Raw genomic sequence first — 19,376 nt, forward strand, 5'->3', positions numbered from 1 at the left:
GCCGCTGCTGCGCGGGTGCCACGATGAATGCGGCATGGGGCAATCCCGGCAAGTGGGGCGCTGCAGGATGTTCGTCAGCTCTGGCCCAAGCCGGTGTCGAGGGCGGCGGATTGCGCTGCGAAGTCGTCGGGACGGCGCTTGCGGAAGGTTTCGAGATTGCTCAGCTTCCAGCGCAGTGCCGGCAGTTGCGCGGCGTGCGGGCATTGCACCAGCGACCAGTCCGGTTCTGCGCGCACCAGCCCGCTCAGAAACTGCTTGTGCGCGGTGCTCAGTCGCTGTGGCAGCTCGCGCCGCAGCGTGGCGCGAGCATCGAGCAGCGTCTCCAGGGAGCAGTCCACTTCGGTCATGCCGACAAAGGCCCGCTCGTACTCGCCGGCGATGTCCTTGTCGTTGCCGAACAGCACTTCGTGGGGCGGCCGGTTGTGGCCCGCCAGATAGATCACGAAGCACTCGACCATGCCGTCGCTGATGTCGCCCGATTCGTAGAGCTGCCACACGTCGAACAGGTCGCGGGGGTGCTGTCGATCCAGCGCGGCCACCAGCTTGCTGGCGTACAGCTCGTCCGGTGCCAGAACCGGCAGCTCGAACTCGACGCCGAACAGATCGCTGGTCTTGGCGCTCAGCGGCCGCCGCTCGACGGGCAGCACGCTGCCGCGGAACACGACGTTGACCTCGATCTTCACCTGGCTGGCGTCGTTCTCGACGATCAGCTTGGTGTCTCCCAGGTCCTTGGCGCGAACCAGGCGTGTCTGCACGCCCAGTGGCGCAACGCGCGCGGCGATGGCGGCCAGCTCCTGGTTGATGGCTTGCAGCGCTTCGTCGCGCGGCGTCTGCCACGGGAGGTACACCACGTCGATGTCCACCGACAGGCGCGGCATGTCCCGCACGAAGAGGTTGATGGCCGTGCCGCCCTTCATGGCGAAGATGTCGTTGGCGAACACGTCGGGCGCGACGGCCAGCAGCAGGCGAACGGTGTCCGCGTAGGTCTTATCCATGAGGTCTCAGGCTCAGCAAGGTGCCGTCATCGAGCCGGCTCATCCAGCGCGTGTTGCTGCCGGTGCGAACCGGGTACTGCTCCAGCAGGGCATCGACGTCCACGAGGCTGGTCTCGCGCGCCCAGGTCAGGAACAGGCGCACGGCCTTCACGCTGGCGCAGCAGGACAGCAGTTGCCCGAGCAAGTCCTTGCGGGGGGAACGCAGTCCATCGAAGAGGTTGCGGGCCTCTTCGAGGCTCTGCTTGACGCCGGCTTCGTACAGCAGCTCCAGCACGGCACGCTCGGGGGCTGCCACCCGCAGATCCTCGGGCAGGCCAGGCGGCGTGGTCAGGGTCTTGCCGGCCAGCGCCGTGTCCGGCCAGTCGAACAGGCGGGCGTGGACGTAGCGGGCCGGAAAGCGCGAAGTGAACCAGGCCGGCAACGCGAAGCGACCGTCGCCCCACAGCACCAGCGCCTCCCGGCTGCCCAGGTTGTGCCGCACCCCCTGCAGGGCCAGGGCGCTCTTGCCGCCGACGTGCAGGCCGGGCACGCGCTGTTGCAGGAACTTCAGCGCACCGTAGACCCCGAACTCATCGTTCGGGAAGGCATAGACGCCATGGGCCAGGCGCACGAGCCACCCGCCGTCGGCATAGTGGGCGGCGAGCTGGGGCGACACCCCGAACTGGCTCAGGGTGGCAAGGTCGAACGGCGCCCCACGGGGGAGTCCCGCCTGCAGTCGCTTGATTACCTGGTGCCGAGAATTTCCATTCATGCTATAAAAATAACACAGAATCCAATCAACCCCTAGAGCCATTGCAAGAACGTGCAGGGAAAGTAGCATAAGGTTTAATTTATCGCTCAGAATCTAATCGACCTGCGGCCCGAGCCAACCCGGCTCTGCCGGCCGCAACCCGCCCTCCTGATCGCGGTCTATGCTGGAGGGCAGGCCACGACCGGCCGCTCCGCGAGGTGAGGCACCACTGAAGCCGAGGCATATGAGCATGAGCACCAACACGCACAACGGGCGCTGGAGCCACCGGCTGGGCCGGGGGGCTGGCCGTGCCTGGCGTGGATACCTCCGCCGCGAGCAGCGTGTCGCCGGCTGGCTGGTGACGCGCGGGGTACCCGCGGGCGCGGCGACGGCGGTGCTCTGGATCGTCAAGCTGGCCGTACTTGGCATGCTGCTATACACCGTATCCTGGCTCGTCCTGCTGCTGGCCTTTGCGGTGGTCGCCGCATGGCTCGCGCGGAACGCCGACGAGGACGACGAGAAGCAGCCGGAACTTAGAGACGGACACTCGGGCGTCGGCCTGTACGACAAAGATGACTGGCGGATCGACATGGGCGATCCCGACGAGCCGTAGCTGCCGCATCAACGCGAGAGAGTGCTCCTTACTTCGCAGCACCTTTCGATACAGCCGTCATCGCAAGGCGAGAGCCACTACCCCCAGCCGACTTCGCATCGGACGTGCCAGTGATAAGACCGCCCAGGAAGTTTCCGGCGCGAACGCCTGCCCATCCGAGTGCCATGACCCAGAACGTCGGCAACACGATGAACATCGTTGCCATGACGAAGTTCAGCAGCATGTCACCGAACGCATTGTTCAGGCCGATCAATGGGTCGAAGTTGGCGTGCGGCCTGTCCGCGCCAAACCCCCAGCCGTAGAGCGCGTCCAGGATCGTGCTGTCGATCCAGCGCGCGAGCTGGAACCAGAAGTCCACGAAGAACAGCGCGAACTGGACGCAGCTCACCGTCACCACCGTCTTCAGGTCGTAGGTGCCGATCAGCAGCACCAGCGGGATGCAGATGACGAGCGCCATCTTGAGCATCGTCAGCACCATCGGCAGCGCTTGGCGCACCACGTCCATCGCCGGAAAGAAGCCCAGCGAGCCGACGGTCAGCCCCAGGTCGCTCGCGCCGCGCGTGACGATGTTCGGCAGCGTCTTGTCGATCTGGCCGCCGTAGTCGGTGTAGACGGCGCCCTGGTTCATCTTCTGCTGCCGCGGTGAGACGACGGCGCGGATCACCGAGTCATTGACCTCGCTCTGCGACAGGAAGCCCACCCAGCGCCCGATGCGGGTCAGCAGGTCCGGGTCGACCTGTGCCAGCAGCCGGCTGCGCAGTCCCTGGCCGCCATCGGCCCACCACTGCCGGCAGGACGGATAGCCGCCGCCGCTGTCCACCTGTGCCAGCCCCGCATCGCGGGTCGCGTCGTAGGGCCAGGCCGTGCGTGGGGTCCTGGCGCGATAGGTGTCATAGAAGCCGGGCGTGTCGAGGAAGTAACTCGACCCGATCCAGGTGACGTCGTTCATCTGCTCGTCGGAGAGCGTCGGCCGGTTCATGAACAGCTTGGCGCGCGACGGCCCGTAGCAGTCGTGCGTGAAGTCGGCGACCTCCTGTGCCAGCACCGGATCGTCGATGCGCGAGGCATCCACATCCATGCGAATCTCGCGCAGGTCCGTGCCGCAGGGAATCGCCGCCACCGCGGCGCCCGTCACGGCTTTCGACAGCGCGTGCATGAAGAACCACCACACCGGCACCAGCGCGCTCTGGTCGTTGAGCGCCGTGTAGACGTTGGACCAGCCCGTGTCGTTGGGCAGCGGGACGTTGACCTGGCATTGCGCGGAGCGCGTGGTGTCGAACCTGATCGTGGCGAGATCCACCGGGATGAACGGAATGCCGGCGAACATGATGACCACGATCGCCACCCACACCCGGTTCTCGATGCGCATCGACGACAGCACGCCCTTGTTGCCTTCGTCCGCACCTTCGCTGCGGGCCTTGAGCCATTCCTGGATCACGATGGCCACGAACGGCAGCGCGAACACGCCGCTGGCCACGAGAATGCTCCAGATGCCGTTGTTGACCACCCAAGCCACCAGGGTCAGGTAATACTCCAGGTAGTCCGTGGTGTAGAGCGTCATGCCTGCCTCCCGGTCTCAGCCGTGCTGCAACAATTGGCTGGCTTCCAGCGCGACCACGGCGATCACGGCCGCGATCTCCGTGCGCAGCAGGCGCTGATGCGTCTCGCGGGACGGCTCCCGCCGCAACAGGCGCCGACGCATCCACCACCAGCCGTAAGCCGTCGCTCCGTAGAGGCACAGCCGCCACACGAAGAAGTGGCCGGCGTGCGCCTGCAGCCAGTGCTGCCAGCCCTCGACGCCGCCCACCACGTGGATGCCGGCGATGTTCACCGCCACGGCGGCGGCGGCCACCAGCAAGGTCCACAGCAGCGCCACGCCGACGCGGCGGTTGAACAGCCATGGCAGCCGCAGCCAGGCTAGCCGGCTCATGGCGTACCGCTCCGCGGCTTCTGGACTTCCCGCAGACGGTCGCGTGTGGTGTCGCCCTCGAAGACGCCGCGCGAACCGGCAGCGCGGGTGCTGTGGCGCTGGATGATCGCCATAGCCGAGTTGCCGGCCAGCGTGCGGCGCAGCTCCAGTTCGGTCTTGAGGTTGTTGATCTCCTGCTCCAGCGCGCTGTTCTCCTGCTCGACCGCCCGCACGGCCAACTCGTTGGCGGCGACGTTCGGCTCCTTCTTGCCGGTCAGCAACGTGCGTTGCAGCAGCAGGGCCTTCTCCAGCACGCTGGACAGCGCCGCCTCGGACGCGAGGCGCCGGCCCAGCACGTCCTGGTCGGGTTCGTCACGCAGGGCCTCGATCACGCCGCGGGTGATCGGCAGCGAGCTGCTGCCGGCTGCGTCGAGATTGGCCAGCGTCGTCGGCCGGGCGCCCGTCACCAGCTCCTGCAGCACCTGCAGCTTGGTCTCGTACTCTTCCTGGATCACTGGCGTGAGCCCGACGCCAGGCGTGGTCTGGGTCTTCGTGCAGTTTTCGCAGGTGCGTTGCTCGCGTTCGCCCAGAACTCGATTCGCAAAGGCCGCGGCCGCGCCAGGCGACGACCAGGTTTGGCAGGTCAGGCGGTTGCCGCAGGCGCTGCGCGCGATCGACGAGGTATCGGTGGCGCTGCGCCCGTTGAGCAGGTTGTAGCCCGCGCGCGTCACATCGCCGACCACCTTGATCGAACTCTGGCCAGAGCCACCCGCGTTGCCGCCGCCGACCCAGGGCACGCCGTTGTTCCCTTTGTTGGACTCGGCCTGCTCGATGGCGGAGACGGCGTCGGTGCTGCTGACCGCATCCCGCAGCGCCATCCCCTCGGCGAGCTGGTCCCAGCCGGCCTGGCCACCGGCCATGTCCGCCATGCGATTGGCGATGGCCCGGCAGGTCATCTTCGAGCGGTCGAAGTCCAGGCGCGCCTGGAGGATGCCGTTGGTCAGCAGGTTGTAGAGCCCCGGGTCGGCGCGCTGGATGATCAGCGCCGGCAGCGAGGCCACGGCGCTGGTGGCGTTCTGGATCACGTTGCTCATGATCGCCTGGAAGCCGTTGGTGATGCCGTTGAGCTGGTTCTGCAGTGTCGTGGTGATGCTCATGTCGCCGCAGATCAGGTTGCTGTTCCAGCCGATTCCCACGCCGATGCTCTGCATGTTGCCGGCACCACCCATCGACACGGCCCGGCCGCCGCCGATGCTGTAGAGCACGTCGTCGCCGATCACGCTGCCGCTGACGTTCACGCCATTGGGATCGATGCGGGTCTGCGCCCAGACGACGCCGACGACCAGCGTGATGGCCGCCACGAGCAGCGTGGCCCGCAGGTGCGATTTCGCGCGGCGCAGGAAGTCAGGGAGGGAGGCGTTCATCGTGGGTTCCTCACATGAAATCGACGCTGCCGAGGAAGACCTGGCCACGGCGCAGGCAGCAGGAGTACGGCCGCCACAAGGCCCAGGCGTAGTCGCCCTGCTGGGCCTGCACGCGGGTGCGGCTGTGCGGGAAGACCGCGCAACTGTTCGAGAGCGTCGGCGTCAGCTCCTGCCACTTGCCCGTCGATGCGTCGGTCTCCATCAGCGCGCCGGCCGGCCAGTAGCCGTCGCGGGCGCTGGCCAGCAGGGGCTGGTACACGTGAATCTGGTTGCGGCGCGTCACGATGTCGCCCGCGCGCTGCGCGACCACGGCGCCGCTCTTGTGGTCGTCGGTCTGGTGCAGGAAGCCACCGCGGGGATACACGTTGCCCCAGAGGTTCAGGCCGGTGCGCGTACCGATTTCGCGCCGGCCGGGGATGAGCGCTTCGGGGTAGAACGCTTCCGGGATGTTGTAGCGCCAGGCGATCGTGTCGAGCGTGCTCAGCAGATACGGCATGAAGGCCGTGCCAGCGCCTTCGCAGGTGTAGCCGGAGGCGCTGGCGAACTGGCTGAACACCAGCCCGGCCGGATGGCCGATGACATCGGCGTTCTTGAACTTGGCGAGGTTGTTCTCGTTGTCGTGATTGGTCGTGCCGTCACCGCCAGCCTTGGCGGTCGGGTTGGGCATGCTCATCGCCCTGACCTCCAGCCACGGGTTTTCGCCGGTGTTCGAGTAGCTCGACACCACCGCATCGGGGACGTAGTGGCGCACCTTGACGGAGGTGCGAACCGAGCAGCCGAAGGGCGTGCAGTACAGCCAGTAGCAGATACCGACCACGCGGTATTCGAGGCAGTCGGGGGACAGCGCCGACGAGACGATGGTGGCGGTGTCCAGGGCGAACGTCGACGTGGCCGCGCTCAGCAGCAGCGAGGCGGCGGTGGCGCGCAGGCGCCGGCGTGCCAGCAGGAGGCTCATGGCTGCGTGCTCCGGTAGGCGTTGATGCGCGCGACGGCGCGGGGCACGTCGGGCTCGCCGTAGACCACGTAGCGTCGATCGACCACCACGGCGGGAATCTTGGCGATGCCCAGTCCCCAGGCATCCGCGACACCTTGATAGGCGTGGCCGATGCGGCGCTGAAGGGCCTCGCCGCCGCCATGCAACCGCTGCCGCACCACGGCTGCGGCCTGTTGCGGGTCGGCCGGCAGGTGCGCGGCGAGTTCGACCTCGATGCGCGTGGCCTGGTCCAGCTCGATGATCCGCACGCCGGCCGGGGCCTGCACCGGATGACGGCTGTCGGTGACGACGAGCACATCGGCTGCTGCAGTCTGGGTGAACAAGAACAGCACTGCCCACAGTCCGGGCGCAATGCTGATGGTCGGCAGCCGGGGCGAAGCCTTGAAGAAGGGGACCGGCATATCGGGCGTCCTTGGAGTCGATCAAGGTCACAGTCGACTTCAAGTGCCGATGTGGCGCGACAAAGAAACCGCATCCGGCCCCTGCCGGTTTCATACCCTATGCCGTTGTGAGCGTTGTGATTGCCTCCTGCCGGAGGCGGAGATCAGGTGCGGGACGCTGAGGTGCCCGCGAACCCAAGAAACGCGTGATGTAAGCGAATCGGCATCGACGGCTTGGAGCGTGCATGTAGGCTCTGCCAAGTCCCGTCACTGATGTCGCTCGGGGCGAGGCAGTCTGAGCGCGAAACTCGTCTCAAGTAAGCGTTGACGCCATCCGCGGATTCCGAAGGCGAGCCGGAGAGAACATAGCCCACCATGAAGCCGATTGCGTGGTTCTCTCCGTACTTCTCCCGGACGAATCGATCCATGCCTTCGACCACGTACTCGCGGCACAGGTGGGTGTCCGACCCGGCAATGCGTTTGCATTCGATGACTGCATGCGGGTCATGCTCCTGCGTGCGGAGGAAGACTTCGATCAACATCAGAGGAATATCGGTGCGCCCGTCCGGCAACACCACGCTTGCTTTGGATCGCGACTCAGTTCCAGGCAGCACGATCAGCTTCCATGGGGAGTTTCTTAGCGCTCCACGCATTCCATCGCGCAGGCGCTCCGTCATGAGCACCTCGCCAGCGTTGGCATTCACGTCCTCGGCTGCGCATGCTCGCTGCCAACCTGCGGCCAGTGTCAGCAGAATGACCGCCACGACCTCAGGCCCCAGTTCAATGAACTCTCTGCCCAATGCGGGAGGTGTCTCATAGGGAATCCTCAAACTTTGCCCCCTGAAAAGCTCTCCGCGACCACTGCGTCGGCATCTTCCAATGCCGCTATGCCCATCCAGTGGCGCCGTGCTGCTGGCTTGATGATCACGACTTCGTTGCGTCCGTGTACTCGCAATTCCCGCTCTGCACTGAGTGCGGTCGCGATCTTGACTTTCAGGCGCCTGCCGATACGTGCCAGTACGTCACCCAATTCGCCTTGTGGTGCCACAACGCTCACGCTCGCATTGCCCGGTCCCTCTTCCAAGACAAAGCGCACGACGCGCAAGGCCGAACTGCTTGGCAAGTCGAGCACTTCGGCGCGCATGTGCCGCTTATTGCGAACGGAAAGCCAACCCTCGATAACGGACAGGAACGTCTTGGCATACGCCGCGACCTCAGTACGGCTGTCCGAAGGGAAAATGGACGACTCGCGACCGCTTTCCCATTGCCACCCGGCGCGTAGAAGCCCGTCTCGAATAACAACTCGGTCAGCATCGTTCAGCTCGTACAGGTCGAAGACTGCCTCATCCAATGCGTTCCACTCTTCTGCCTCGACTTCACGTTCGCGCAGCGCCTTCTCCAACACCAACAAGCGCTGGCCAGCCTGCGACCTCACGGCAGATGTGAAGTCGGGCACCGGCAGGAAGGCGACGTCGCGCATCAGCAGCTTTCGCTTGTAGATGCCGAACTCGGAGGCCGTCAAACCGAAGAACCACGATGCCAGCGCGGAACTCAGGATCGCTGCGAGCAGATGCGCCGTTTGCTTGTGGCCTGAAGGCAGTGACGCGGCGAAATAAGAGTCCGTGAAGACAAGGTCTCGATCGGCCACAGCAACCAGAGCCCGCGGGTGACCCACCACCATCTCTTTGACGATCAACAGGGGGGCTCGGTAGGTGTCGCGAGAGCGTGGCCACTGTGCTTTCGAGCGGTTGTACGTCAGAAGATCGTCGGGAATGCAAAAGTGCTGCATGTCGTTGGCCTGCAGCAGTTCCAAGCCTTTCATTTCACGCGCATCGCGCGTCTGGTTCGCAGGACTGCCTTGAGTCAATCCATCGCGGAATTTTGTGCCGAGTGATGCCAGTCGCTCGCCCAGGCCTTGATGCACCGATGTCAGCTCCTCCAACAAGAGAAGATCGCGGCGACGACCTACGGCAGCAGCCTTCAATTTCAGTGGTTGCCTCTCGATCTCACCCAGGCTCAACTTGATGACGTCACTCGGCGCCACTTCGAACGAATGAGTCCTTGCGCCACTCGGCGTCCACGGAATCTGAACGACCGTGATCTGATCCGCCCGCTGAGTCGGCCGATGACGTGCAAAGAGGACCACCGCTGGCATCGTTGCGGTCGCAAAGAGCCAACTGCATAGGTTGGACAGGTTGACCAAGGTGACAGGGGCCAAGGTGCTCATGACATGCTGCGCCGCCGCCATGCCCGTCCCGCTGCGGCTGAAGAATGGCGTCGCACTGAGAATGACGCCGAAACGCGTCTTCCCATGCGAAAACTCTGCCGCCCGCAATACGAAGTCGAGACCTTCTCCGCGCGGCTGCGCGGGAATGCCCGCAACCCTGGTCTTGCGCCGCGCTTCGGTTCCTGTCTGCCCTTTAAAGCTCCAAGGGGGATTGCCTACGATCAGGTCGAACTGCTTCAGTCCTGTCGGCGTCGCCAGCACGGCCTTGCCATCTCCATCACGTTCGACCGTACGAGCGTCACCGACGAGCAATGTCCTGCCGATCAATGGCTGGAACTTCAGGGACTGCGGTGGCTGCGGGTCAGGGTCCAGCTCAAGCGCTGCCAGGTACAGGCTGAACGCAGCGACGCGAATCGCGGCTTCGCTAATGTCCACGCCATAGACTTGCCCGTAGAGCGTCGAGCGGATCAGTTCCCTCGTGGGCGGCTGACCTTGCGAGCGAAGATGAACCAAGCGCCGCAGCGCTTCGACCAGGAAAACACCGGAGCCGCACGTCAAATCCAGCACCGACTCCCGTCCCGATAGGCCATCCATGACCTCATCGAGGATCAGCGAGACGACGGACAGTCGCGTGTAGTGCACGCCGTTTCGCAACGCTTCTGTGCGCTTTCCATCCGTCCGCGGCTCAGCGTGCGCAAACTGCTCGTAGATCGAGCTGATGAGCTCGACCGGAATCACGTCGAACTGGTAGGGGAAGAAACTGAGCTGCCCGCTTTCAGGATCGACAGCCTCCAGGAACTCCGCAACCCGCGTCAAATGGTGAGCGGCTGGTGTCGTTTTCACCGACGAGGGCGGAAACATGTCGCCGTTGAAGGTCTGGGCCAGCCATGCGAACAGCTTGTTGGTCGCTGGCCGGTCTCGCAGGATCGCCGGCAACGCCGTGCGGCCGCATACCCGCTTCAACCGCGCCGCACTGACGATCTCGCGGTCAATCAGGTACTGGGTGAAGATCACGCGCCCGATCAAGGCCTGCGCCGCATCGCGCGCGAGATTGCCTGCGACCAAATCGCGTTCGAGACATCCAAGGTCGGACAGGAGCTTCTGATCGACGCTGGTCTTGCGATCGATGGCCGGCACCTGGACCCAGAACTGGCCCGTCTCGATCGCCAGTCGGCCGGCTAACTCGTCCAGTTCATGAAGCGAAGCTTCGATGTTCTCGAAACGCCGAATCAAATGTCTCTGGGCATCGCCTTCTTTCACGGGCGTGCCGAAACCGTTGTACAGGTCGATACGCTGCGGCGAGATCACCCACAGCAACGGCGCGAACCCCTCGTTCCAGACCTCTCGTCGCCACTGGCTGACCAGATCGTCTGCAGGCGCGCTTTGCTCAAACTTGAAGTAGACGGTCAACGACGACGCGCTGCGCCACAATGCGTCCGGAACAAAAACGCGGCCGTGGCGCGAGGACTGCGCCTCAGCCCCCAACCGAAGGCCGGGCGCGGGTCGCCCGTCCGGCAGGTAGCCGGTTGCGGCGAGCACCTGTTCCAGTGTGGCAGTGTTCACGCCCTACTCCGGATAGCTTCGGGCGGAAACGGCAACGCTGCCTGGCTCGGGGCCGGGACGATCGGCAGCATGTGCTGCTGAAGCCGCGTGATCAACGGATCGAGCGGGATGACGAGAGTCGGTTGCGTCGGCGCCGGCCCAATCCCCTCGGGGCCGATATCGCACAGGGCCGCCGAAGTGGGCGTCACGAACGCCACGGCCCCATTCAGCGCCAATGCGCTACTCGTGCCCAGCAACCGAAAGAGCGCGTCAACGCCGACGCTGACGGTGGCGATGTGCACTCCCAACGAGCTGACCAACTCATTGGTAACGGCCAAGCCGAGGAGATCGGCGAAGGTGAAACGGGCGGCCTTCCCGGTCTTGGACGCCAAGTAAGGCACGGTCTTGCGCCAATGCCGCACCGTTTCGACGGACACGCCGGTTAGCGTGCGCATCTGATCCTGAGTGTACTGGATGGCGGTAACGGCAGACATTTGCGTTGTTGGCAACTAGAAAATTTACATATTCTGCCATGTAAAGGTGTTCTTCTCAACAGATACAGGCCGGTTCAGCCGCCTATCCCACAAGTCTTCCAAGCTTCCGGAAGTCGCGACCATCAGAGCGCATCGCGAACGTGGCAACCGGAACTTTCCATGGCAGTTCGTGTGGATAGGGGCAAGACGCAGGCGCCCCCGGAAGGGGCGCCTGCGGACTACAGCAAGCCGGCTTCGGCGAACGAGTACGGGCTGCCCTTGCCAACGATGAAGTGGTCCAGCACCCGGACATCGACGGTGGCCAGGGCGCTCTTCAGCCGCTCCGTGATCGCACGATCAGCGGCCGAGGGCTCGGTGTTCCCCGAGGGGTGCTGATGCGCCAGGATCAGCGCCGAAGCGTTGAGCGCCAGCGCACGCTGAACCACCATCCTCGGATACACCGAAGTCTGGTCGACCGTGCCCTTGAACAGCGGCTCGAAGGCGAGCACCTGGTGCTGGTTGTCGAGAAACACGACGGCGAAGATTTCGTTCGGCTCCGCGACCAGTTTCAGGCGCAGGTAGTCGCGCACGGCGGCGGGACTGCCCAGCGCTGGACCGGCCTTGAACACGCGGTTCTCCAGCAGGGTGATGGCCTGCCGGATGATCCAGTCTTCGTGCTGGGCGGCGATCAGGGTGAGCGACTCCGGGCGGGAGTCGGCGATGACAAGAGACATGGCGAACCTCCAATGGATGAGATCGGAGGGCGCCTGCCCCTGGAGGGCAAACCCTCCTGGGGACGATGGGGATGGAACAGGTGACGAGCGGGCATCCACCACCGCGGATGCGGTGGCCGTTCGCGTCAAGGGATGCGATGCGAACGGGTTTCGATCAACGCGGACGAGCCGCGCCGCAGCCTTGAAGATCGATGGCTACCTGGGCATGTCACCGGCAACGCCGGCGGGCATGTCTGGGGAATGGGCGGGTTCGGCTGCGGTCGTGCTGCCGGCAGCGAGCAGGTCGATGGCCGACAGCAAGGCATCGCCTTCGACGGGACCGTGCAGCAGGAGGGTCTTGGCGGACTCGCGGTCGCGCAGTTGCAGGGCCGGCGTGGCCGCGATGCCCTGCTGTGCGGCTTCCACCGCCTGGGCACGGATGACGGCATCGGGGCGCTCGCTGTCGAGACAACCCTGCATGGCTGGCGTGAGGTCGGGATAGCGCAGGCCCTCCGGCAGGCCCTGGCCGTCGCCACGGGTGTTCGAGTAGAGCCACGCCACGGCCTGCCAGAACGTGGCATGTCCGCCCGTCTCGCCCGCGCACTCGACCAGGCGTGCCCCGGCAGTCGCGGCCGGCTCGTGCATGGACAGCGGCAGGTGGTGCCACTGCCAGTTCACCTCGGGATGGGCGTCGATCCAGCGCTTGAGCGCGGGGAAGTAGGCCCGGCAGTACGGACACTCCAGGTCGGCGTACCCGACCACCGTGAAGCGCGCATCGGCACGGCCATACAGCCAGGGCGGGCCGGCCGGTTTCGGCGCTTCGGACCCGGCGGCGGCCAGGGACATGGGCTCGGTCGCCGGATGCGGCGCGCGCAGCAGCATCCACGAGGCAACCCCAATCGTCACCACGATCAGCAGACCGATCCAGGGATGACGGCGGGCGAATGAAGGCATGCGCATCGTGTTGCTCCCGTCAGGCCAGCGTGTCCAGCGTCAGAGGTTCGATGCCCCGCGCGCGGTCGATCTTCTCGGCCACGCGGAAGGCGGCATCCAGTTCGCTGATGCCGTGCTGCTGCATCAACTGGAAGCGTTCGGCCTTCTCCTCGGGCTCGGTCATCGCCATCGCCAGGTAGAGGCTGGGCGGCACGGCGCGGAACAGCACCTCCATCGACTTGGACAGGATGACGCCCTCGCTGAACTTGCCGGCCTCCTTGCGCGCCGAGAGCATCAGCGCCTTCTGCGAAGCGTTGAGTTCGCGGAAGCGCGCGATCTTCTCCACTTCATCGGGTGGCATCGACAGGCAGATCCACCACTCGATCATGTTGAGCATGGGCTCGGCCGCCTTCGGCAAGTCGTCGAGGTTCTGCGTGGCGAGCCAGAACCAGGCGCCGAGCTTGCGCCACATCTTGGTGATCTTGACCACGTAGGGCGCGAGCAGCGGGTTCTTCGTGATGATGTGGCCTTCGTCCGTCACGTTGATGATCGGACGGCCCAGGAACTGGTCGCGCTCGGCGATGTTGTTGACGGTGTTGATGAGCGAGATGTAGGCAATCGAGAGTTGGGCGTTGTAGCCCTCGCGCGCGAAGGTGGCCAGGTCCACGATCGTGATGTCCGCCTCGGGCCACGGCGTGCCGGACCAGTCGAACATCTCGCCGTCCACGCCCTGGCAGAACATGTCCATGGCGTCGGCCATCTCCAGCAGCCGTGCGCGCCGCATCTCCGGCAGCGTGGCGTCGCGGGCGCGCTCGCGCAGCGCGTCGCGCACGTCGCGGGTCAGTACTGTGCGCTTCTCCGCTACGCAGCACTGTGCTGCATCGAGAATGCACTGGCGGATCAGGCTGCGGTCGGCACGCGTCATGCGCGCTTCTTCCTTGTCCTCGCCGCCGGTGATCATCAGTCGTGCAGTAATCTCCAGCTCACCGAGCACGTCACGCTGCTCATCGCCTTCCACGGCCATGCCGGCATCGGTCTGGTCTTCGTCGAGCGCATCGGCGTCCAGCGTCTGTACCTGGCTCGGCGTATCGACCAGGCGCCAGGCGTCGGCGAACGGAGCCAGACTGACGCCCGCGCCGGGCGCGAGCTTCACCCGATGCACGGTGAGACCCAGCCGTGCCGCGAAGTCGCCGAACAAGCCGAAGCTGTTGCCCGCCTCGACGATGAACAGGCGCGGCCGATAGATCGCCGTCACCTGATTCAGGATGTTGTTGAGCGTCGCGCTCTTGCCCGAACCCGTGGGGCCGAACAGGAAAAGATGCGCGTTCATCTGCCGGTCGAGGCGGTTCAACGGATCGAAGGTGATCGGGCCGCCGCCGCGGTTGAAGAACGTGATGCCCGGATGCCCCGTGCCCTGGCTGCGGCCCCAGACCGGCGCCAGGTTCGCCGCGTGCTGCGCGAACATGAGCTGGGTGTACCACTGGCGCTTGTCGGCAGCCGGATCGAACACGCACGGTAGCCAGCGCAGATAGCTGTTCAGCGGCGCCACCTCGTCCTCTTCGCGTACCGGTTGCAGGCCGGCGTTGAGCATCACGTTGACGAGCTGCAGGCCGCGCGCATCGAGCTGGGCCAGGTCGCGGCCACGCAGGTAGAACGCCAGCGCGCCGCGGTAGAGCTTGTGCGCGCTGCCGATCAGGCCGCGCGCCTGCTGCACGTCCTGGCGGGTCTGCTCCGAGGCCAGGGTCTCGCCGACGGCCTTCCTGGCGAGGTGGTTGAGGTGCGCCTCCAGTACGTCCTGGGGTGTGGCGACCAGCGTCAGGCACATCACAGTGTCCTCGGGCATCTGGTCGAACAGCGCGTTCATGGCGTCGCCGCCTTTGCGCGTCTCGCCCGTCAGATGGCCCGTCACGGGTGGCGTGCGCAGGCGATCCATCACGATCACCCGATGCGGCATGCCGTCGAGGAACCACAGGCCGTTGGGCACGTCCGAACGGGGCTGGCCAAAGAACAGCCGTTGTGCGAAGTCGGTGCCGCTGGCGAGTTCGATCTCGCCCTCCTCCCGCTCTTCCGGGTAGCGGGTCAGCGCGTAGAAGCGTTCCCGATCTTCGGCAGTGGCGCCGAGCAGGGTCGGATTCGGGTTGAACCAGCGCAGCAGCCAGGCGTGAATGTCCGCCGCGCCGAGACGCCGGGCTTTCACGCCGGCATTCGCCAGCCCGCCGACGAGGCGGTCGCAGATCGTGGTCAGCACCTGCTCGGGAGACTGGCCGCGCCGTGGGGTCGGGGCCGCGGACGTGCGGCGGTAGACCACCATGCGCACGCGCCGGACTTGGCCGCGCCACGGCAGGCGCGTCACCGTGGTGTCCTCGAACAGGCCACCCGGCTTGGCGATGGCCCGCAGGTGATGGGCGAAGAAGCGCAGGTAGAAGTCGCTGAACGCGCTGCCCTGCGCACGCGGCTGCAGATAGTTCGCCAGGGAGCGCAGATAGTTGTCCCAGTCGGCCTCGTCCTGGGCGTAGAGCTGCACCACCCAGGGGTTGTCGTCCAACTCGTCGAAGGCGTCCTGCAGGGCGTTCTCCAGCGCATCGCGCGCCTGCCATAGCCAGGCCATCTCGCGGCCCTCGGTGCCGACCGGCGCCAGTTCGAAGAAGGTCGCCACCGACTGGCCATCTTCCAGCAACATGCACTTGCTGCCGGGCAGGTACTCGACCCAGGGCAGCAGGTCCGCGAACGACGGCGCGACGCCATAGAGCGCATCGTGATCGGCCTGGGTGGCCGGCTTGCGCCGGCCCCGGCCGAGCGCGCTGCCCGGCTCGGCGACACCCTGTGCCGCCAGCGCCGTTACGTGCCGTGCCCAGGCATCATCGGCCGCATCTACGGCGTCAGCAGGCGATGCGTCGGGCTTGCGTGACCACGGCAGCGACCAGGCCATCAGTAGTCCTCCACCCGCTCGCCCGGCATCGCGTACTGCACGCGCTGGTAGAGCGGGAACACCGTGCTGTAGCCGGGCACCGGCACCGGGTCGGTGCCCGCCAGGTGCGGGAACACGTACATCACCAGGTCGGGGTTCGGCAGACGGTGGAACTGGCGGTAAATCTCGTTCTGCGCGGTACGGGTGTAGCGCGCCTGCACGCCGGGCGCCGCCTGCACATCCGCCTCGGTCAGCGGCCGGCGCAGGCCCTGGCGCGCATCGAGCAGTTGCCGCGCGGCCTGGCCGCCGCCCGCGCTGCCGCCGGTCTCCTGGTGCCAGATGTCGAGCATGGTGCTGTCGCCGTGCGGCAGCAGCTTCTCCTTGCTGGTGGCGCAGCCGCCGAGCAGGGTGGCCGCCAGCAGCACGGCGGCCGCGTCAATCCAGGTCCGAGGCATGGGTTTCTCCAGTGCGGTGGTGGACCCGGCGCCCCTTGGCGTCGTAGTCGATGTCGAGCGGCTGCTCCAGATGCACGGCCACCTTAGCGCCCGGCTGCACGTAGACCGCCGCGAAGGCCTGGCCGTAGAGCTTGTTGACCCAATCGGCCATGTCGCGCACACCGCCCGCGAGGATGCGGCCCATCGCTTCGTTGCCGCTGATGCCGACGGTGCCCAGCGAGCCGTTGCTGTTGGCGACCACGGCCACGCTGCCGTTGTCGGACTTGATGAGCGAGGCCGCGCCGGCGCCGGCCGCGGTGATGAGCGCCTGGCTGCCCAGGTACTGCTGGGCATTGCTGCGCCTCTCGCCGCTGACGCAGGGGATGCCGTAGGGGTCGCTGATCCAGCCTAGGCCGCCCTGGATGCTGGCGCCGTTGTGCCCCGAGTTGCCGCCGCTACCGCCCTTGCCACTGTCCTCCGGCACCGTGCGGATGGTGCCGTCCTCGAACACGAACGTGACCGAGCGGATTTGCCCGCGCACGCACGAGAGCGTCCAATCGCCCGAGGCCGTGCCGCTGACCACGGCGCCGGCCACGTCAGGGATGTCGATGCCGTTGGCGGTGAGGTTATCCGGGCCGATCAGCACCTTGAACGGGTACGGGTCGTTGACGGTTCCATCGATCGGCACGCGCCCGATCAGCGCCGTCATGGCAACCGACCCCATGAGCGTCGAGTTCGACGGCACGGTGTACACGGCCTTCGTAGATGCGCCCACGGCGCGGCTGCCGACGTCGGCGACGGATTCCACTGCGGCCGACAGGCTTTTCTGGGCCGGCCCGAAGTTCAGGGGAAAGCTCGGCTCCTTGTTGCCGTTCTTGGCGTCGACCTTGGCATCGTCGGGCTCGACCCACTGCGTGCCACTGGTGCCGCGGTTGAAGCGCTTGCCGTCACCCTCTTCCAGCCCCAGCCCGACGGGCAGGTCGGACGGGCCACCCTTGCCGGAAAGGCCGTCCAGTTGCCGCTGCAGATCCTGCAGCAACCCCTGGGTCTGCTGCCTGTCGCTGGCCACCTGATTGCGCTCCTGCTCCAGGCGGTTGCGCTCGCCTTCCAGCGCGCTCTGAATGCGTTGGTCGATCGCGCTTTCCCGCGCACGCAGACGCTCGTTCTCGGCCTTGTGCTGCTTGTTGTCGCCGAGCGCGCTCTGCAGCTCGGTGCGCAACTGCTTCACCTGGGCCACCAGCGTGGCGACGGTATCGCGCGGCGTGTCGCCTGCGATGCCCAGGGCTTTCATCTCGTCGGGCGTGAGCGTACTGGCCGCGCCCTTGGAGGCGGTCTGGCCGCCCGGGGCGCCGGAGAACAGCTTGATGCCGACGAACACCAGCAGCAGCGCCATCGGGATCAGCAGCCACTTGAGCAGCGGATTACTCTTCATCGCGCGCTCCTCCGGTCGAGCCGGCCGCGGCGGCCGGCGGCAGGTTCACGGTGGCGTCGATCGGGCTCAGCGCCGGCAGCAGCGCCTCGGCCAGGCCGTGGCCGCGCGTGACCAGGTAGAGCACCGTGGTGTCGGACGGGGTGCCGGCCGGCCCCAGGTTCGGATGCTGGAAGGTCGCCGCCACGAAGTTCCCCTGCAGGGCGCGCGGGTCGAGGTCGAGCCAGCGCGCCGAGATATTGGTGAGCCGCACGGCCGTCACCCACTGGTCTTCCAGGCGCCACGCGGCCAATGCCCGCGCGTGCACCGGCAGCGTCGGCAGCAAGGTGTCCAGCGCGAGGCCGCGGCGCAGGTTCACGCGCCCGATGCCGGCGACCGGCTCGACGGTGCGCAGCGGCGCGTACAGGTTCTGCGCGGCATGGCGCGTCAGCACGACCGATACCGGCGTTTCGCGCCGGGGAACGGATTTGTCTGTGGGCGCATCGGCCTGCTCGTCCGCGCCACTTGCTGCACCGCCGCCGTAGCGCTTCGCGGGGGCTTCCGCCTCCACGATGCGCACCGGCTCCAGCGGCGCCTGGCCGTCCTTCGCCGGCTCGGCGGCGATGTCGAGCAGGATCAGCGCGCCGGATTCCACGTCCTGCAGTTGCAGCCGCGTGGGCGGAATCGGCTCGCTCGCCCGCACGTAGATCGCGCCGCCCGCACTCTGCACGCGCAGGTGATCGCCGACGCTGGCCGGCACGCCGACGCGCACATTGCGGTCGATGAAGACCACGCGCTCCTGGCCGACCACCAGCGGCACCGGCAGGGGCAGCCGCTCCCAGCGCAGGATTTCCACGGCCTGGCTGGCCGGCACGAGACCGAGGATCAGCAGGACGCCGGCCAGGGCCGACAAGGCAACGGGCTTCATGGGGAGTCTCCCTGCAGATGGCCGGAGGCGCTGGCGGGCATGCCGGCCTGGGTCGGCGTCGGCGGCGGTTCGATGCGCTGGGGTGCGCTGGCGTAGCAGTCCAGCGCCAGGCCGAAGGGGTTGCGCTCGGGGTCGATGTCCAGCCGGACGACCTTGATGGGGTAGCGCACCAGGGCGCGCTTGACCTGCTCGGAGCCGTAGTATTCGTCCGCGCTCACGTCGAGCGTGACGATCCAATCGCGGTCGGAGAGCACCTTGACGCGCGTGGCCGGATCATCGCCGTAGCCGCGGCCGGGAATCTCGTAGATGCCGCGCACGCGCTGACGCAGCTCGCCACTGGCGCGCCGGTACTCGTAGTCCTGTTGCAGGAAGGCCCGGCAGCTCGGCGTGAAGTAGGCCGACAGCGCGCGCAGGTTGCGCGGGTAGTCTTCTTCGCCGTTCGTGGGCCAGCGCTGCACCTGCTGCCAGATGTAGAACGAGAAGGCATACACGCTCTCGGGCGGCACGTCCCACCACTTGCGCGTGCTGCCCGAGCGCAGGTCCGGCGGCACATGGATGGTGAGACTCTTCGGCGCACTCCACCAGCCGAAGGCGAGCAGCAGCGCAACCACGAACAACGCGCCGGCCCCCAGACGCAGCGTCTTCAAGTGCGCCTGCAGGTGCGCAATCTCGTTCTTGAAACGGCTCACTGAACTACCCTCCTGTCGCTGACGCGACATCCTCCCCGAGGGAGGTTCGCGCGCCCTTGGGGCGGCCGTGCGGGCG

Annotated in this window: 18 protein-coding genes; 1 reads left to right on the top strand and 17 read right to left on the bottom strand. The window is 66.5% G+C overall.

Annotation, left to right across the window (positions count from 1 at the left end; all coding sequences use genetic code 11):
• Window positions 1-74: 74 nt before the first annotated feature.
• Entirely contained in the window at window positions 75-995 is a 921-nt protein-coding gene (locus CJ010_RS23085; RefSeq protein ID WP_141020232.1) for a nucleotidyl transferase AbiEii/AbiGii toxin family protein, read from the bottom strand.
• Window positions 988-1,746 (bottom strand): type IV toxin-antitoxin system AbiEi family antitoxin domain-containing protein, encoded by a 759-nt coding sequence (locus CJ010_RS23090; protein WP_017462895.1) that lies wholly within the window; start codon window positions 1,744-1,746, stop codon window positions 988-990. The genes CJ010_RS23085 and CJ010_RS23090 overlap by 8 nt, the downstream gene beginning before the upstream one ends.
• A 223-nt stretch (window positions 1,747-1,969) precedes the next feature.
• On the opposite strand from CJ010_RS23090, the gene CJ010_RS23095 reads away from it, so the two are divergent.
• A complete protein-coding gene (locus tag CJ010_RS23095; RefSeq protein ID WP_017462896.1) occupies window positions 1,970-2,338 on the top strand; it encodes a DUF3742 family protein in 369 nt (122 codons plus the stop codon).
• A gap of 28 nt (window positions 2,339-2,366) precedes the next feature.
• Here CJ010_RS23095 and CJ010_RS23100 read toward each other — a convergent pair whose 3' ends face one another.
• From CJ010_RS23100 to CJ010_RS23170, 15 genes are all read right to left on the bottom strand, one after another.
• Entirely contained in the window at window positions 2,367-3,899 is a 1,533-nt protein-coding gene (locus CJ010_RS23100; protein WP_141020233.1) for a conjugal transfer protein TraG N-terminal domain-containing protein, read from the bottom strand.
• A gap of 15 nt (window positions 3,900-3,914) precedes the next feature.
• A complete protein-coding gene (locus tag CJ010_RS23105) occupies window positions 3,915-4,268 on the bottom strand; it encodes a hypothetical protein (protein WP_141020234.1) in 354 nt (117 codons plus the stop codon).
• Complete coding sequence (locus CJ010_RS23110) at window positions 4,265-5,671, bottom strand: integrating conjugative element protein (protein WP_141020235.1); 1,407 nt, start codon at window positions 5,669-5,671, stop codon at window positions 4,265-4,267. The genes CJ010_RS23105 and CJ010_RS23110 overlap by 4 nt, the downstream gene beginning before the upstream one ends.
• 10 nt (window positions 5,672-5,681) lie before the next feature.
• A complete protein-coding gene (locus tag CJ010_RS23115) occupies window positions 5,682-6,626 on the bottom strand; it encodes a TIGR03756 family integrating conjugative element protein (RefSeq protein ID WP_009521866.1) in 945 nt (314 codons plus the stop codon).
• On the bottom strand, window positions 6,623-7,066 hold the full coding sequence (locus CJ010_RS23120; RefSeq protein WP_141020236.1) for a TIGR03757 family integrating conjugative element protein: 444 nt from the start codon (window positions 7,064-7,066) through the stop codon (window positions 6,623-6,625). Before CJ010_RS23120 ends, CJ010_RS23115 begins: the two co-directional genes overlap by 4 nt.
• 143 nt (window positions 7,067-7,209) lie before the next feature.
• Window positions 7,210-7,845, bottom strand: a complete 636-nt coding sequence (locus CJ010_RS23125) for a hypothetical protein (RefSeq protein ID WP_240794448.1) — start codon at window positions 7,843-7,845, stop codon at window positions 7,210-7,212.
• A gap of 26 nt (window positions 7,846-7,871) precedes the next feature.
• On the bottom strand, window positions 7,872-10,835 hold the full coding sequence (locus tag CJ010_RS23130; protein WP_141020237.1) for a class I SAM-dependent DNA methyltransferase: 2,964 nt from the start codon (window positions 10,833-10,835) through the stop codon (window positions 7,872-7,874).
• Window positions 10,832-11,308, bottom strand: a complete 477-nt coding sequence (locus tag CJ010_RS23135; RefSeq protein WP_141020238.1) for a MerR family transcriptional regulator — start codon at window positions 11,306-11,308, stop codon at window positions 10,832-10,834. The genes CJ010_RS23130 and CJ010_RS23135 overlap by 4 nt, the downstream gene beginning before the upstream one ends.
• Before the next feature lie 218 nt (window positions 11,309-11,526).
• A complete protein-coding gene (radC, locus tag CJ010_RS23140) occupies window positions 11,527-12,021 on the bottom strand; it encodes a DNA repair protein RadC (RefSeq protein ID WP_141020239.1) in 495 nt (164 codons plus the stop codon).
• Between the two features lie 195 nt (window positions 12,022-12,216).
• Window positions 12,217-12,960 carry a thioredoxin domain-containing protein gene (locus CJ010_RS23145; protein ID WP_141020240.1) on the bottom strand — a complete coding sequence of 248 codons (744 nt, stop codon included), beginning with the start codon at window positions 12,958-12,960 and terminating at the stop codon, window positions 12,217-12,219.
• Window positions 12,961-12,973: 13 nt separating this feature from the next.
• Window positions 12,974-15,862, bottom strand: coding sequence for a conjugative transfer ATPase (locus tag CJ010_RS23150; RefSeq protein ID WP_141020241.1), 2,889 nt, complete (start codon window positions 15,860-15,862; stop codon window positions 12,974-12,976).
• Window positions 15,862-16,296, bottom strand: coding sequence for a TIGR03751 family conjugal transfer lipoprotein (locus CJ010_RS23155; RefSeq protein WP_141020242.1), 435 nt, complete (start codon window positions 16,294-16,296; stop codon window positions 15,862-15,864). Before CJ010_RS23155 ends, CJ010_RS23150 begins: the two co-directional genes overlap by 1 nt.
• Complete coding sequence (locus CJ010_RS23160) at window positions 16,277-17,707, bottom strand: TIGR03752 family integrating conjugative element protein (protein WP_141020243.1); 1,431 nt, start codon at window positions 17,705-17,707, stop codon at window positions 16,277-16,279. The genes CJ010_RS23155 and CJ010_RS23160 overlap by 20 nt, the downstream gene beginning before the upstream one ends.
• Window positions 17,697-18,611 carry a TIGR03749 family integrating conjugative element protein gene (locus CJ010_RS23165; RefSeq protein ID WP_141020244.1) on the bottom strand — a complete coding sequence of 305 codons (915 nt, stop codon included), beginning with the start codon at window positions 18,609-18,611 and terminating at the stop codon, window positions 17,697-17,699. Before CJ010_RS23165 ends, CJ010_RS23160 begins: the two co-directional genes overlap by 11 nt.
• Window positions 18,608-19,300: a PFL_4703 family integrating conjugative element protein gene (locus CJ010_RS23170; protein ID WP_141020245.1), complete on the bottom strand. Its 693-nt coding sequence runs from the start codon at window positions 19,298-19,300 to the stop codon at window positions 18,608-18,610. The genes CJ010_RS23165 and CJ010_RS23170 overlap by 4 nt, the downstream gene beginning before the upstream one ends.
• Window positions 19,301-19,376: the final 76 nt, after the last annotated feature.

This window comes from Azoarcus sp. DD4, from assembly GCF_006496635.1.
Lineage (GTDB): Bacteria > Pseudomonadota > Gammaproteobacteria > Burkholderiales > Rhodocyclaceae > Azoarcus.

Bases quoted from the DNA above. Each gene is read 5' to 3' on its own strand.
- CJ010_RS23120 (WP_141020236.1), bottom strand. From the start codon at position 7,066: ATGCCGGTCCCCTTCTTCAAGGCTTCGCCCCGGCTGCCGACCATCAGC.
- CJ010_RS23100 (WP_141020233.1), bottom strand. From the start codon at position 3,899: ATGACGCTCTACACCACGGACTACCTGGAGTATTACCTGACCCTGGTG.
- CJ010_RS23090 (WP_017462895.1), bottom strand. From the start codon at position 1,746: ATGAATGGAAATTCTCGGCACCAGGTAATCAAGCGACTGCAGGCGGGA.
- CJ010_RS23160 (WP_141020243.1), bottom strand. From the start codon at position 17,707: ATGAAGAGTAATCCGCTGCTCAAGTGGCTGCTGATCCCGATGGCGCTG.
- CJ010_RS23115 (WP_009521866.1), bottom strand. From the start codon at position 6,626: ATGAGCCTCCTGCTGGCACGCCGGCGCCTGCGCGCCACCGCCGCCTCG.
- CJ010_RS23135 (WP_141020238.1), bottom strand. From the start codon at position 11,308: ATGTCTGCCGTTACCGCCATCCAGTACACTCAGGATCAGATGCGCACG.
- CJ010_RS23150 (WP_141020241.1), bottom strand. From the start codon at position 15,862: ATGGCCTGGTCGCTGCCGTGGTCACGCAAGCCCGACGCATCGCCTGCT.
- radC (WP_141020239.1), bottom strand. From the start codon at position 12,021: ATGTCTCTTGTCATCGCCGACTCCCGCCCGGAGTCGCTCACCCTGATC.
- CJ010_RS23105 (WP_141020234.1), bottom strand. From the start codon at position 4,268: ATGAGCCGGCTAGCCTGGCTGCGGCTGCCATGGCTGTTCAACCGCCGC.
- CJ010_RS23145 (WP_141020240.1), bottom strand. From the start codon at position 12,960: ATGCGCATGCCTTCATTCGCCCGCCGTCATCCCTGGATCGGTCTGCTG.
- CJ010_RS23155 (WP_141020242.1), bottom strand. From the start codon at position 16,296: ATGCCTCGGACCTGGATTGACGCGGCCGCCGTGCTGCTGGCGGCCACC.
- CJ010_RS23085 (WP_141020232.1), bottom strand. From the start codon at position 995: ATGGATAAGACCTACGCGGACACCGTTCGCCTGCTGCTGGCCGTCGCG.
- CJ010_RS23110 (WP_141020235.1), bottom strand. From the start codon at position 5,671: ATGAACGCCTCCCTCCCTGACTTCCTGCGCCGCGCGAAATCGCACCTG.
- CJ010_RS23165 (WP_141020244.1), bottom strand. From the start codon at position 18,611: ATGAAGCCCGTTGCCTTGTCGGCCCTGGCCGGCGTCCTGCTGATCCTC.
- CJ010_RS23095 (WP_017462896.1), top strand. From the start codon at position 1,970: ATGAGCATGAGCACCAACACGCACAACGGGCGCTGGAGCCACCGGCTG.